Below are 16,627 nucleotides of genomic sequence, written 5' to 3'. Positions count from 1 at the left end.
TTCCCGGACCGGATACCTTCACCCATTGACCAGTACCTACAGTTGGCGTATTACCATTGATATTGGCGGTAGTTACCGCACAAAGTGTTTGGTCGCCGCCAGTGACTGTCGCAGTGGTAGGTGTTGGGCTTACCGTAATATTGATGTCATCTTGTGAGTTACAAGCCCCACTCGTGATTTCCCAACGTACCACGGTAGGCGTAGTACTATTCAAGCCTGTCACTGTGGTAGAGGCCGCATTTACATTAGTAATCGTTCCCGGACCGGATACCTTCACCCATTGACCAGTGCCTACCGTGGGCGTGTTTCCGGTAATGTTGGTTGTCGTTACATTACAAAGCGTTTGGTCACCGCCAGTTACCGATGCCACAGTTGGGTTAGGGCTTACGGTTACTGTAATTTGATCTTCTGAGTTACAAGCGCCACTCGTAATCACCCACTTCACTACGGTAGGCGTAGTACTATTAATGCCTGTGATAGTAGTAGAAGCTACATTCACATTGGTAATCGTTCCCGGACCGGATACCTTCACCCATTGACCAGTACCCACCGTGGGCGTGTTTCCGGTAATATTGGCCGTAGCCACATTACAAAGCGTTTGATCTCCCCCTGCATTGGCTACAGTTGGAGTAGGACTTACAGTCAAAGTAATTTGGTCTTCCGAATCGGTGCAAGTACCATTGCTGATCACCCACTTCACCACAGTTGGCGTGGTGCTGTTCAAACCATTCACTGTGGTAGAAGCCGCATTTACATTCGCAATCGTGCCCGGACCAGATACCTTCACCCATTGACCAGTGCCTACCGTAGGCGTGTTTCCGGTAATGGTAGCCGTAGTCACATTACACAATGTTTGGTTTCCACCTGCATTGGCCACCGTGGGTGTAGCATTTACATTGATGCTGATCTGGCTCTCAGAGTCGGTACAACTACCATTGCTGATTACCCATTTCACCACAGTAGGCGTAGTACTGTTCAAACCAGTGACCGTGGTAGACGCTACATTTACATTAGTAATCGTGCCCGGACCGGATACCTTCACCCAAATTCCGGTACCTACCGTGGGGGTATTTCCAGTAATGGTCGTGCTGGTTACATTACACAAATCTTGGTTGCCACCCGTTACCGATGCCACCGTTGGCGTAGCATCTACCGAAATTGTTGCGTCGTCTTGTGAGCTACAGCCAGTACCTGTACTTACTACCCAGCGCACTACTGTGGGAGTAGTCGTGCTCAAATTACTCAAAGTAGCCGTAGGGCTATTGACCTGGGCAGGAAGAATTGTTCCAGGACCGGATACAATTTGCCAGGTACCAGTACCTACGGTGGGGTTATTCGCGGCAAGCGTAGTACTGGTCACATTACATAAGTTTTGATCCACCCCTGCATTAGATGCCGTAGGTGCCGCATTCACTGTGATACTGATTTGATTTTCTGAATTACAAGTTCCACTCGTAATCACCCATTTTACAAAAGTAGGGGTAGTACTGTTCAAGCCTGTCACCGTTGTCGTGGCACTGTTTACATTAGTGATTGTTCCAGGACCGGATACCTTCGTCCACTGTCCGGTACCTACCGTTGGGGTATTTCCAGTAATAGTCGTACTGGTGACATCACAAAGCGTTTGGTCACCACCCGTTACGGCGGCCGTGGTTGGGGCAGGGCTTACTGTGATAGTCGCCTCATCCTGTGAACTACAACTTCCATTCGTAATCACCCAACGTACTACTGTGGGAGTCGTAGTGCTCAATCCAGTAATAGGTGCATTCGGGTTATTCAACTGCGCCCCCGCAATTGTTCCCGGACCCGATACAATTTGCCAAGTTCCGATGCCCACCGTGGGGTTATTCGCAGCAAGCGTGGCAGTAGTCACATTACATAAATCTTGATCGGCACCTGCTGCCGCAATCGTAGCAGCCTCATTGACCGTGATCGTGATTTGATCTTCTGAATCGGTACAGGTACCATTGCTGATCACCCATTTTACTACAGTAGGCGTAGTCGTATTCAAACCAGTTACACTGGTACTTACCAGGTTTACATTTGCAATCGCTCCTGGACCCGATACTTTCACCCATTGACCAGTGCCTACCGTAGGCGTGTTTCCAGTAATGTTGGTGGTGGTTACATTACACAACGTTTGGTCGCCGCCAGTTACCGATGCCACCGTGGGCGTAGCATTTACATTGATGCTGATCTGGCTCTCAGAGTCGGTACAACTACCATTGCTGATCACCCATTTCACCACAGTAGGCGTAGTACTGTTCAAACCAGTGACCGTGGTAGACGCTACATTTACATTAGTAATCGTGCCCGGACCGGATACCTTCACCCAAATTCCGGTACCTACCGTGGGGGCATTTCCAGTAATGGTGGTGGTGGTTACATTACACAAATCTTGGTTGCCACCCGTTACCGATGCCACCGTTGGCGTAGCATCTACCGATATGGTGGCATCATCACTTGAAGTACAGCTTGTGCCCGTAGATATTACCCAACGAACTACTGTGGGTGTGGTCGTGCTCAAATTACTCAAAGTAGCCGTAGGGCTATTGACCTGGGCAGGAAGAATGGTTCCAGGGCCAGAAACTACTGTCCAGGTTCCGGTACCTACGGTGGGGTTATTCCCGGCAAGCGTAGTACTGGTCACGTTACATAAGTTTTGATCCACCCCTGCATTAGATGCCGTAGGTGCCGCATTCACTGTGATACTGATTTGATTTTCTGAATTACAAGTTCCACTCGTAATCACCCATTTTACAAAAGTAGGGGTAGTACTGTTCAAGCCAGTCACCGTTGTCGTGGCACTGTTTACATTAGTGATTGTTCCAGGACCGGATACCTTCGTCCACTGTCCGGTGCCCACTGTCGGGGTATTTCCAGTAATGGTGGTGCTGGTCACATCACAAAGTGTTTGGTCGCCACCCGTTATGGCTGCCGTGGTTGGGGCAGGGCTTACTGTGATAGTCGCTTCGTCTTGTGAACTACAACTTCCATTCGTAATCACCCAACGTACCACTGTGGGAGTAGTAGTACTCAAGCCAGTCACTGTAGCATTTGGATTGTTCAACTGTGCTCCCGCAATCGTGCCCGGACCCGATACAATTTGCCAGGCTCCAGTGCCCACTGTGGGGTTATTCGCAGCAAGCGTGGCCGTAGTCACATTACATAAGTTTTGATCGGCACCTGCTGCCGCAATCGTGGCAGCTTCATTGACTGTAATCGTAATTTGGTCTTCTGAATCGGTACAACTACCATTGCTGATCACCCACTTCACCACAGTTGGGGTAGTTGTATTCAAGCCAGTTACGCTGGTGCTTGCCAGGTTTACATTCGCAATCGCTCCTGGGCCAGATACTTTCACCCATTGACCAGTGCCTACCGTAGGCGTGTTTCCAGCAATATTGGCGGTAGTCACATTACACAATGTTTGGTCGCCACCAGTTACCGATGCCACCGTGGGCGTAGCATTTACATTGATGCTGATCTGGCTCTCAGAGTCGGTACAACTACCATTGCTGATGACCCATTTCACCACAGTAGGCGTAGTACTGTTCAAACCAGTAACCGTGGTAGACGCTACATTTACGTTGGTAATTGTTCCCGGACCAGATACCTTCACCCACTGACCAGTGCCTACCGTTGGGGTATTTCCAGTAATGTTGGTGGTGGTTACATTACACAAGTCTTGGTTACCGCCCGTTACTGCTGCCGTCGTTGGCAAAGCATCTATCGTAATCGTGATTTGATCTTCCGAATCGGTACAAGTACCATTGCTGATCACCCATTTCACTACAGTTGGGGTAGTCGTATTCAAGCCAGTTACACTGGTGCTTGCCAGGTTTACATTCGCAATCGCTCCTGGACCAGACACTTTCACCCATTGACCAGTACCTACCGTAGGCGTGTTTCCAACAATATTTGCCGTCGTTACATTACACAACGTTTGGTCGCCGCCAGTTACCGATGCCACCGTTGGCAAAGCGTCCACACTCAAACTAATTTGGTCTTCCGAATCGGTACAACTACCATTGCTGATCACCCACTTCACTAATGTAGGAGTAGTGCTGTTCAAGCCTGTCACTGTGGTAGATGCTGCATTCACGTTGGTAATTGTTCCAGGACCAGATACTTTCACCCAAATTCCGGTACCCATTGTGGGCGTGTTTCCGGTAATATTTGCCGTAGTCACATTGCAAAGCGTTTGATCGCTTCCAGCATTGGCTACCGTTGGCAGGGCTTCTATAGTTAAAGTAATTTGATCTTCTGAATCGGTGCAAGTACCATTGCTGATCACCCACTTCACCACAGTTGGCGTGGTGCTGTTCAAACCATTCACTGTGGTAGAAGCCGCATTTACATTCGCAATTGTGCCCGGACCAGATACCTTCACCCAAATTCCGGTACCTACCGTGGGCGTGTTTCCGGTAATGGTAGCCGTAGTCACGTTACACAACGTTTGGTTTCCTCCTGCATTGGCCACCGTGGGTGTAGCATTTACATTGATGCTGATCTGGCTCTCAGAATCGGTACAACTACCATTGCTGATCACCCATTTCACTACGGTGGGGGTAGTACTGTTCAAACCAGTGACTGTGGTAGATGCTGCGTTCACGTTAGTAATCGTGCCCGGACCAGATACCTTCACCCAAATTCCGGTACCTACCGTGGGCGTATTTCCAGTAATGGTCGTGCTGGTTACATTACACAAGTCTTGGTTACCGCCCGTTACCGCTGCCGTCGTTGGCAAGGCATCTACGGTAATATCTACCGTGCTGCTGGAATTGGTACAAACCCCATTACTGATCACCCACTGATAACGAGTAGTCGAACCAGCCGTTAGGCCAGTGATCTGAGCGGTGGGGTTGTTCACCTCGGCCGCCGCAATCGTGCCCGGACCAGATACTTTCACCCAGGCTCCCGTACCTACCGTGGGCGTATTAGCCGCCATTGTGGCAGTAGTCACATTACAAAGCGTTTGGTTCGTGCCAGCATTTGATACCGTTGGCGCCGCATTCACTGTGATACTGATTTGGTTTTCTGAAACTGGACAACTTCCGTTGCTAATCGTCCATTTTACAAACGTTGGAGTCGTTGTATTCAAGCCAGTCACTGTTGTGGTGGCACTGTTTACATTGGTGATTGTTCCAGGACCGGATACTTTCACCCAAACTCCGGTACCTACCGTAGGGGTATTTCCAGTAATGGTCGTGCTGGTCACATCACAAAGTGTTTGGTCGCCACCTGTTACGGCGGCCACGGTTGGCGCAGGACTTACCGTAATCGTTGCTTCGTCTTGTGAACTACAACTTCCGTTCGTAATCACCCAGCGGGCTACTGTGGGAGTAGTAGCGCTCAATCCAGTAATAGGTGCATTCGGGTTATTCAACTCTGCCCCCGCAATCGTGCCCGGACCCGATACAATTTGCCAGGTGCCAGTGCCCACCGTGGGGTTATTCGCGGCAAGCGTGGCCGTAGTCACATTACATAAATCTTGATCGGCACCTGCTGCCGCAGTAGTAGGGGTTGCTTCTAACGTAAGGGTTGCCTGAGCGTTGGTATTACAGGCTCCATTGGTAATAGTCCAACGTACCACGGTTGGGGTAGCCGTAGTAAGCCCGGTAACGGTGGTAGTGGCACTGTTGATATCTGTAATATTTCCAGGTCCTGACACTTTCACCCAAGCTCCAGTACCTACGGTGGGCGTATTTCCTATAATGTTTGCGGTAGTAGTGGCACATAAGGTTTGATCACCATTGGTAGTGGCTACAGTAGCGGCTGCATCTACTGCAATCGTTACCTGAGCATCAGAGTTACAGGTGCCATTGGTGATTTGCCACCTTAATACTGTGGGGGTAGTGCTATTTAAATTACTGACTGTAGTAGTAGCATTACCGGGTGATACAATCGTTCCAGGGCCAGATATTTTTGTCCAGGTACCTGTACCTACCGTGGGGGTGTTTCCAGTAACAGTCGTTGTCGTAACATCACATAAGTTTTGGTCTCCTGCCGGAATGCTTGCTGTGGTAGGAGCTGCGTTTACTGTAATATTGATTTGATCTTGCGAAGTACAGCCTCCATTGGTGACCACCCAACGCACGATCGTAGGGGTGGTGCTGTTCAAGCTAGTCACACTGGTACTTACTGCATTGACATTGGTAATGCTACCCGGACCCGATACCAGCTGCCATTGTCCGGTGCCTACTGTAGGCGAGTTGGCAGTAATGGTAGTAGTGGTTACATTACATAAAGTTTGGTCGCCACCTGCAATGGCCGCAGTCGTGGGTAAAGCATCTACGCTAATATCTACAAAAGACTCTGAAGTACCACAAGCTCCACTGCTAATCACCCACCTGAAACGTGTAGTAGTACCAGGAGTCAAGCCAGTAACCGCTGCACTAGGATTGTTTATTTCAGCTGCTCCAATAACACCCGGACCAGATATTTTTGTCCAGGTACCCGTACCTATTACAGGCGTATTGGCCGCCATTGCGGTGGTAGTTACATTACACAAGCTCTGATTAGCCCCAGCTACCGAGGTAGTAGGCGGGCCATTTACTGTAATTGTGATTTGATCTTCAGAAGATGGACAACCGCCATTGCTAATCACCCATTTAAGTACAGTAGGGGTGGTAGTGTTTAAATTATTCACCACTGCGTTGGGGCTGGATAATTGAGCCGCTGCAATGGTACCTGGACCAGATACGATTTGCCATTGTCCGGTGCCCACTGTAGGCGTATTGGCATTCATTGTTGCCGAAGTTACATTACATAGGTTTTGGTCACCATTGGCGTTGGCGGTAGTAGGGGTAGCCTCTACGGTAATGTCTACCGTTTGAGAAATGGGAGGACAACCACTCTTGGTCACTGTCCAACGGAAGCGGTTTACTACACCCGCTGTCATACCCGAAACTCCTGACTTAGGATCAGTAGCATCTAAGAAGGTTCCCGTACCTGCTTCTACACTCCATACTCCGGTTTCTCCCGTACCTAAGTTACTCGCGTCAAGCACGGTAGTAGTAGCACAAAGAGTTTGTGGAGAACCTGCATTGACTGTAGGTGGTGGTATTACCGTGACATTTACGGTTTCTGAAACTGGCGCACAACCTGTTTTAGAAACTGTCCAACGGAAAGTATTGGTGGCTCCTGAGGTCAAACCTGAAATCCCTGATTTAGGGTCAGTATCATCTACAAATACCGCTGTTCCAGATTCTATAGTCCATTGTCCCGTTTCGCCTGCGCCCAAATTACTTGCGTCCAAAAACGTGGTAGTCGCACACACTGTTTGGTTAGTTCCTGCATTGACTGTAGGGGGGGGGATTACTGTAATATCTACGGTGCCCGACGCTGTACAACCTGAGGCAGCCGCATTGGTGGCAGTCCAACGAAAACGGTTCAACCCGGCACTTAGTCCGCTTACCTGCGACTTAGGGTCGGTCAAGTCAAGAAAAGTCCCCGTGCCTGACTCTACCGTCCATTGTCCAGTTTCGCCTGTAGCAAGATTGGTGGCATCTAATGTGGCAGTGGTTGCACAAATGGTTTGAGGAGAACCCGCATTCACTATTGGCTGGGTTACGCTGGTAATATCTACTGTTTGTGATACTGGCGAACAACCTGCTTTGGTTACCGTCCATCGGAAGCGGTTTAACGCCCCTGCCGTAAGTCCCGAAACCCCGGTTTTAGGATCGGTACCATCTAAAAACACTCCTGAACCCGCCTCTACAGTCCACTGTCCAGTTTCGCCAGCTTGCAAATCTGAGCCATTGAGTACTGATACTGTTCCACACACCGTGTTGGGGGTTCCTGCACTTACTACAGGAGCCGCAGTTACAGTTACATTTACGTCATCTTGGTTAGAAGGACAAGAACCATTGGTGATAGTCCATCGGAAAACTGTGGTTTGCCCCACTACCAAACCATTGACTACTGTCGTAGAACTGTTGGGGTTGGCAATGGTACCTGGTCCCGATACTATTTGCCACTGTCCGGTACCCACAGTTGGGTTGTTACCATTCAAAGTAGTAGAAGTGCTCGCACAAAGCGTTTGGTCACCTCCTGCGTTGGCCACCGTAGTATTATTGGCTACCTCTATGTCTACTGTAGAAATAGACGTGGCACAAGAATTTATCACTCTCCACTCAAAGGTATTAATTCCAGCACCCAAACTAGTCACCGTGGTATTGGGGTCTAAATTATTAGTAATCGTACCAGTACCCGCACTGACAAACCATTGCCCGGTACCACTGGTAGGGGTATTGGCAGCCAAAGTCACGCTTGTACCAGAACAAACCACTTGGTTAGGTCCGGCATCCGACAAAGTCACACTTCCTTCACGGGTAATGGTTACCTGATCGGAAGATGGGGTGGCACAAGTACCATTGGTGATATTCCATTGAAATACATTATTGCCTACAGGCAAATTAATTACGGCTGAATTAGGGGTATTAGGGTTTACAATAGTTCCACCGCCACTTACCAGTGTCCAGGTACCTGTACCCGAAGTAGGTGTGTTGCCATTTAAAACTCCCGAAGTACCACAAAGCGTTTGATCGGTACCCGCATTGGCGGTAGTTGGGTCGGTATCGCGGGTAATAGTTACCTGGTCGGCAGAAGTACCACAAGCATTGGTCACTGTCCAGGTGAGCACCGTGGCACCCAAAGGAATATTGTTAATTACCGTGGTGCGGTCATTTACATCGGCAAAGGTAAGCCCGGCACCTCCCGAAGAGATAGACCAAACCCCTGTACCACTGGTAGGCGCCACTGCGTTTAGGTTGGTAGTAGCGGCACATAGCGTTTGATCAGCCCCGGCATTAGAAGCGCTCGGCACTGGGTCACGGGTAATGGTTACATCGTCAAACACCGACCCGCAAGTATTATTTGTGACTGTCCAACGGAGCACATATACCCCCGTGACCAAACCACTCACCGTGGCAGAAGGGTCAGCGGCACTGCTAAATGTAGGCACGCTTGGTCCGCTTACTACGCTCCAGGCGCCTATTGCAGCAGTAGGCGATTTAGTAGCATTTAATATGGCATTGTCAGGACAAACGGTTTGGTCGATGCCCGCGTTTGCCACTGGTGCTTCTTCACGGGTTATGATTACCTGATCGGTAGAAGTGCCACAAGCATTGGTCACTGTCCAGCTCAGAGTAGTTGCTCCCAAAGGCAAGTTGGTAATTGTAGAGGTTCTATCGGCAGTATTGGTAATGGTTGCTCCTGCTCCTCCTGCCACAATGCTCCATACCCCTGTACCATTGGTTGGGTTGGCAGCGTTCAAGGTGGTATTATCCGCACAAAGCGTTTGATCAGCCCCTGCATTAGAAGTACTTGGCGCGGGGTCGCGGGTCACCGTCACATCAGATGAAACGGGTGCACACACTCCATTGGTTACTGTCCAACGGAAAGTATAAGTACCTTCAGCTAATCCACTTACATTGGTAGTAGCACTGGTAGCATCGGCAAAGGTTGGGTTGGGTGCTGCGCCCGGTTTGGCAATAACTGTCCAAAGACCAGTAGATGACGCAGGTGTTTTGTTAGCATTAAAAGTAAAGTTATCTACACAAATACTTCCACCCAGCCCGGCATTTGCCGTAGGTATTTCAAAACGAGTAACAACTACATCATCCGTCGAGTTTCCACAAACATTTGATACTGTCCAGCGCAAAGTAGTAGCACCTATGGGTAAGTTGGTAATAGTAGAAGTTCTGTCTGCAGTATTGGTAATGACAGCCCCTGCACCACCCGATACTATGCTCCATACTCCTGTGCCACTGGTAGGTACTGTAGCATTCAAAGTAGCCGTAGTAGCACACACATCAATATCAGTTCCCGCGTTTGAGGTACTTGGAGAAGCATCTCTCGTAACCACCACATCATCAATGACATCAGGACAATTGCCATTGGTTACTGTCCAACGGAAAGTATAACTTCCATTTTGCAAACCACTTACGTTAGAAGTAGCACTGTTGGCATCGGCAAAGGTAGGATCTGGAGATGCTGCAGGTTTGCTAATGATTGTCCAAGTACCCACAGCCATCGCTGGCGTTTTAGTAGCATTTAAATCAAGGTTATCCGGGCATATTGTCTGGTCAAGCCCTGCGTTTGCCGTAGGCACCTCAAAACGGGTAATAATTATATCATCGGTAGCATTTCCACACGCGTTTGCTACTGTCCAACGCAAAGTGGTTGTTCCCACAGGCAAGTTTGTGACAGTAGATGTGCGGTCAGCAGTATTAGTAATGGTAGCACCCGCCCCGCCCGACTCGATGGTCCAGGTACCTGTTCCGGCAGTAGGAGCTGTAGCATTTAAAGTAGCTGTGGTCGCACATATATTAATATCGGTTCCAGCATTTGAGGTCACTGCAGCGGCATCCCTCGTAATCACTACATCATCAGTAGCATCTGGGCAATTGCCATTCGCTACCGTCCAGCGGAAAGTATAACTCCCGTTTTGCAAGCCACTTACGTTGGTTGTAGCACTATTGGCGTCAGCAAAAGTAGGGTCTGGTGAAATAGCAGGTTTGCTAATAATTGTCCAGGTACCTACAGCTGCAGTTGGTGTTTTAGTGGCGTTTAAGTTAAGATTATCAGGACATATTGTTTGGTCAAGTCCGGCATTGGCAGTAGGTGCTTCAAAGCGAGTAATTGTTACTGTTGCCGTGTTAGGTGGACAAGAACCATTGGTAACTGTCCAGGTAAACTGGTTGGCACCCACTTGCAGGTTCGACACTGTAGTATTAGGATTGGCAGGGTTGTCTACCACAGCAAGCCCAGCACTTGTCCATTGCCCAGTACCCACCGTAGGCGTAGTTGCCGACAGGGTAGCAGTAGTGGCTCCACAAATATCTTGATTACCTCCAATCACTGCTGCCGAAGGCGTGGGGTCTACAGTGACCGTAAAGGTACCCGCCAATTGGGTTTGGCAAGTCTCGCCCCCAATCGCAGTACTTGTCACCAATACATTATAAGTAGCCGTGGCAGCAGGAGCAAAAGCAGCAAAACTCATTGCAGCATTCGTACCAGTGAGGGTTGCCACACCTGCCACCGGGGTAGTACCTACCCTTAGTTGGTATTGATAACCTGCGTCTGTATCATCCAAGTTGACTGTTACATTATCTCCCTGGCAAACATTTGCCGCACTTGCTGTAGCATTGGTAGTGGGGGTAAGTATTACTCTTAAGGTTACTTCATTAGACGTGTTTTGACAAGAGGTAGCCGTATTGGTAACCACACAACGGTATTTGGCATTGTCTAAAGAAGCAGGCGCCCCAGTAACTGTAAGCGAAGCAGTGGTAGCTCCACTGTATACCCCTCCATTGCTCACATTTACAAAAATACCTGGGTTACTACCATCGTCTATTTGCCACTGATAACTGATGGCTCCAGCATTGACCGTAAAAGTAACGTTTTGTCCCTGACAAATCACCTCGTTAGAAGGCTGTACTGTAAAAGTAGGAATACTGTTATTCTGAATAATCACCCGGTCGCTGGTGGTTCCACAACCTGGGGCTCCGGCTATTTGCCATTCCAATTCGTATGCTCCCACCACCAAGCCATTGACTGTAGTATTGTATACATTGGCATCGGTAAAAGTAGGCGTGTTAGGTCCTGAAATCACCGACCAAGTACCTGCGGCTCCGGTTCCTACCGGTTGGTTACCGCCCAGATTAGCACTGGTGGCATTACATAAAGTAATTTGATCAATCCCAGCATTGGCACTTTGCGAGTTGGTAATGGTGACTTCATCGGTAGAGGGTGGACAAGGGGCATTACTTATCGTCCAGCGAAACACATACACTCCTGCTCCCAATCCATTGATTGCCGTAGTAGGACTAGTAGCATTGGCTATAGTAGCCGGGGGGCCGCTTACCTGTGTCCATTGTCCTGTACCTATAGTGGCTACATTACCCGCCAAGTTGGTTGTGTTTACATCACAAAGGTTTTGGTCAGTTCCTGCACTGGCAGGCGTAGGTGCCTGATTAATAATTAAGGTGACTATATTGGTAGTGTCTCTACACTGGGTAGTATTTACTTGTTGGATCACACAACGGTAGCGGTACCCGTTCAAAGTAATGGCAGGGTTAGTCAATACCAGGTCGGTAGTAGCCGACGCGCCACTTAAGGTACCATTGGTTCCCGAATAAGTAGCGTTATTGTTCAAGTCAATGAACCCGCCGCCATCGTCTACCTGCCACTGATAATTTACATCGGCCACGCCTAAAGTAGCCGCAGTGACAGTCGCACTAAAAGTAACTGGCGTATCGCCCGAACAAATGGTAGCATCTGAAGGTCCCGTACTAAACTGGGGTTTGGGTTGTACAGTAATGGCTTGGGTTACGGTAGATCCATTGGTACAACCCACGGCATCGGTTACTGTCAATTCTATATTATAAACACCTGCTGTAGGAAACTTAAAACTAGGCTGCTGAATGTCTGAGGTACCTACCACCGTGCCTGTAGCATCGTTGATAAAGCGCCACGCATACTGTAGCGGCAAGGGTCCTCCCCCACCACTGGTACTGGTAGAGGTACTGGCATCAAAGTTTACTTGTTCTTCGGGGCAAATATTGTTGGGGCTAAAAGTAAAAGCTGCTGTAATATTCGGCTCTACTACGGTCACCGTTTTGGTGATTTCAGCAGTACAACCAAAACCAGTGGTTACTTTTAATTTAACATCAAAACTCCCTGCACTTGGGAAGGTATAATTAGCCGATGTACCACTCAAAGTAGCTACTGGAGAAGCTCCACCACCTGTACCGTCATAAATTGTCCATTCTCTAGTAGTAATATTTGCCTGTAATACAGGGTTGGGGACAGAGGGAGCATCGGGTGTACTGGCATCCTCAAAAGTAAACTGTACATTTCTACAAATGCTTCCACTGGCACCATTATTCCAGGTAAAATTAGCGGTAGGGTTACCACTGGCAGTCACTGGCCCTATGCGGGAAGGATAAGCTACTGTACAGCCTGTACCATCCACCAAGGTTAAAATAGGTGTAAAAACTCCAGGCCCATTGTAAGTACCTACCTCACTAATAATTGTACTTGAATTGGTTCCACCAGGTACAGGCGTTACTGACGTTGCTGTACCATTACCAAAGTCAAGTTGGTAAGTAGACACATTGTTAAGGCCAGTTATCTGGAAAGCAACCGTGCCAGTATAACAAACTTCGTCAGGAGTAAAAGTAAAAGTTCCCTCTGGTCCTTGTACCAATATAAAGTTAGCCAAAGTTTTTACTATAGTACACCCTGCTTCAGTCACTGCAGTGAGCTTTACAGTATAACTACCCGGAAACAAATAAGTGTGGGTAGGTGGGTTTTGTACATTGGCCACATTCCCATCGCCAAAGTCCCATTGCCAGCTCGTTACTTTAGTGGTAGCGGCATTGGGTAACGGATCAGCAGTAAACGTAATATTTCCAGGTGGACAAGTCACCACTTGGTCGGCAGTTAATCCATTGGCCCTTATTTCAACATCAGGAGTAATGGTCACAATATTTTTTGAAACAGAAGCTGAGCAACCATTCACATCCAACACAGTAACAGTAACGGCATACAAACCATCGGCAGTGTAGGTATGCGAGGGAGTAGCCGAAGTACCCCCAAAGGTAGTACCAGCGCCACCATCGCCAAAGTCCCAGGTATAACTTACAATATTACCCGTAGTACCCGAAGCATCAAATGCAATAGGTCCGGGATCTGCCGTACAAAATGTGTCACGTGGGGTAGCAATGGTTGGCACTGGTGGTTGCAATACCTCTATTTGTTTGGTAATGGTGTGTTCACAAGGCCCCACTGTAGCATCGTTGTCTACCACTCTCAAAGTAACCGTATAAGTACCAGGAGAGCTAAACTGGTGAGTAGGGTTAGTAGTAGTAGTATAAGTAGCCGTATTATTTATTCCACTTGCCGGATCACCAAAGTTCCACTCCCACCTTACAATATTGTTGGTATTGGGTTGTACTGTGGAGGCATCGGTAAATGTAGCTGCTTGGTTTTGACAAACTGTAGCCGGCGTATTAAAATCTGCCAAGGGTCCCCTTACATTGATGTTGACCGGAGCACTGGTAGACGTACAACCATCTTGCTCGGTAATGGTCAATACTGCCGTATAAGGAGTGGCTCTGGGCACATAAGTATGAGTTACCGGGTTGCCGTTGTTATTGGTAACCGAGGTACCATCGCCAAAGTCCCACTGCCATTGTACAATGGTACCGTTGCCGGTAGTGGTAGAGGTATTGGTAAGGGTTACAAGGGTAGTACGACAAATATCGGTAGCCGATGCGGTAAAAGAAGCATTAGACGCGGTAATTCTGACCGGTAACTCCATAAAATCAGTACACACTGGTGCAGCATCATTGGTAGAAGTTAACCTTACCGTATAATCGCCTGGGGTGGCATACGTATGGGTAAGGGCGGCTTGTTTTGAGGTAAAAGATTGAGGAGCAGTACCGTCACCAAAATCCCAGGTATAAGTAGTGGTACCATTGAGCGCATCCAAACTAGTCATATTGTTGAACGTAATGGTAGAACCACTGGCACAACCAATATTATCTACTGTTACAAACTTAGAAACTGGTCCATCAATCTGAATATTTTTGGTATAAGGAACTGCCACCTCGCAACCATTAAAGTAGGCACGCAAAGTAACTGTAAGGTTTCCGGTTTGGTCAAATAAGTGAGTCGTGTTAAAAGGCAAAGTGCCATCGCCCAAAGTATTGCCATCGCCAAAGTCCCAGGCTATACTGTCGGCAGTAACCGCCCCAAAAACAGGCGTAAGGGTAATGCCCGTTCCTGTGCCGTCGCGACGACAACCCGTGCGACTAAAGGTGACATCATTGATCACCGGGGGCTCTCCCACAAAAATAATATTGTTTTTGGTAATGTTTTTTCTACAACCATTGGTTGTCACAATTTCCAGGTCTACGCTGTAAGTTCCTCCCGCAGTATACGTATGGGTATAAGGAGAAGGTGTAGGCCCTGCTACAGTTTGGGTATTGCCATCGCCAAAGGTCCAGATATAACTGGCAATGGCTTCATTGGCTACAATGTTGGTAGGAGTAAATGTCACCATCAAAGGCTGACAACCCTTGGCAGGATCGGGAGAAAAAGTAAAGTCAAGCGATGGCTCAAGTACTGGAATATTAAAAGTTTCGGTTCTTGAACACAACTCAGGACCTGGCAAAGTCACGGTAAGTGTAACAGTATAAGTATTAAAATCGGTGTAAGTATGGTTTGCTATCCTGCTGGTAGAAGACCCTCCCCCCAATACATTGCCATCGCCAAAGTTCCATTGGTAAGTAATGCCTGGGGCATCGGTAATGTTGGGAGTAAATGTAAAAGCTTTGGGTACTTCGCACAAACCTACTGTAGGTGATACCTGAAAAGTAGCATCAGGCAAATCATTCACCGTTACTGGTTTGGTTACCGACTCAGTACACCCATCCGAAAAGGTAGTAGTCAAGGTCACATTATAGGTGCCACTTGCCGCATAAGTATGGGTGCCGTTTTGAGTAGTAGAGGTGTTGCCATCACCAAAAGTCCAGGCATACCCCGTGGCTCCTGCCGAAGAGGTTTCGGTAAAAGTAATACTTTCGTTTACACAAGGTGGTTTGGTAGGTATAGTAAAATCGGTGGTATGGTCGGTAATGACAATCGCATTGGGTACATCGGCTATGTCAGTACAACCATCGGCTGAAGTAACTTGCAAGGTAACCCTATAGGTGCCAAAAGCATTATAGGTAACTGCATTGCTTGGGTTCTCGTCGCTGCTGGTGGCCAGCACTGTGGTGCCATCAGCGTCATAAAAAGTCCAGTTATAGGTAGTAATACTACCCGGTGGCGATGGGGTAGATGGGATCGTAGAAGTACTTTGAAAACTTGCTATATAAGGCACTGCACAAGGTTGGGGACTGCTTAGGTTTAAGCCAGCAGTAGGGGTATGCCTTACCCTCACCAGGTTGGGCCTTGCCAGTGACCCCGAACACTGCACCAAGCCTCCGGCATTGGTCTTTACAGTCAGGGTTACCTGATAGTCACCAGGGATGGTATAGGTGTGATTTACCGGAGCTGCCGAATTGACTGTAATAGAATTTCCATCACCAAAATTCCAGGTCCATTCTTCAATGGCTCCTACCAAATTACTCGACACATCTGTTTGGTCTTGAAAAGTAGCTGTATAAGGCACACAACCAAAGGTAGTAGCAGTAGTAAAACTTGGCGAAGGCTCGTCGTATACTACAATTACTTTGGTCACCTCACTCACCAAAGTATTGGTACAGTTGGTTCCATCGTGGTCAAAAATCCTTAGCCTGACATTGTAGGTACCCGAAGAAGTATAAGAAGCTTCCGGACTGGTTACTGGGCGTCCTCCACTATTGGCAGTAGCTATTACTTTCGTAATACCATTGCCATTGCCAAAATCCCACTCATAGCACACATTGGCGGTGGTTTTGCCAGTTCCTCCATAACTGGTAGCATCATTGAAACGATAAGTTGCCACCTGGCACCCATTGGCAACAATTTGTGGTGCAAAGTCAGCAGTTTGGGCAGTTACCAACTGAACTGTACTTAAAAAAATTAGGGTAAAGAAGGTAAGAGATGGTTTTGTAAAAAATCTTGTCAT

The 16,627-nt window shown here is 48.2% G+C and carries 1 protein-coding gene (only partly in view); it reads right to left on the bottom strand.

Translation table 11 applies throughout. The annotated features are described in order from the left end of the window. Positions 1-16,627 carry the 5' portion of a PKD domain-containing protein gene (locus tag M23134_RS18145; protein WP_045113814.1) on the bottom strand. Its footprint begins 10,055 nt before the window's first position, so the window shows 16,627 of its 26,682 coding nt (coding positions 1-16,627); it begins with the start codon at positions 16,625-16,627; its stop codon lies off the left edge, out of view.

Source organism: Microscilla marina ATCC 23134 (assembly GCF_000169175.1).
GTDB lineage: Bacteria > Bacteroidota > Bacteroidia > Cytophagales > Microscillaceae > Microscilla > Microscilla marina.
The sequence above is the reverse complement of the archived record's forward strand: the minus strand, read 5'-3'. Positions and strand labels throughout refer to the sequence as shown.